Genomic DNA, 276 nt, shown 5'->3' with positions numbered 1-276 from the left:
GCCTCCAGGGCGTGGCCAGGAAGCGCTCCAAGGGGTTCTCGCTCGGCATGGGCCAGCGCCTGGGCATCGCCGCCGCACTGCTCGGCGACCCGCAGGTGCTGCTGTTCGACGAGCCGGTCAACGGCCTCGACCCCGAGGGCATCCTCTGGGTCCGCAACCTGATGAAGGCCCTCGCGGCCGAGGGCCGCACGGTCTTCGTCTCCTCCCACCTGATGAGCGAGATGGCGCTGACCGCCGACCACCTCATCGTGATCGGGCGCGGCCAGCTGCTCGCCG

At 71.4% G+C, this 276-nt stretch carries 1 protein-coding gene; it reads left to right on the top strand.

The window, feature by feature from the left end:
- On the top strand, positions 1-276 hold a 276-nt coding region (locus IE312_RS40025; protein ID WP_229899747.1), incomplete at both ends, for an AAA family ATPase.

It is taken from the genome of Streptomyces capoamus, assembly GCF_014654935.1.
GTDB lineage: Bacteria > Actinomycetota > Actinomycetes > Streptomycetales > Streptomycetaceae > Streptomyces > Streptomyces capoamus.
This window is presented reverse-complemented; position numbering and strand designations above follow the sequence as displayed.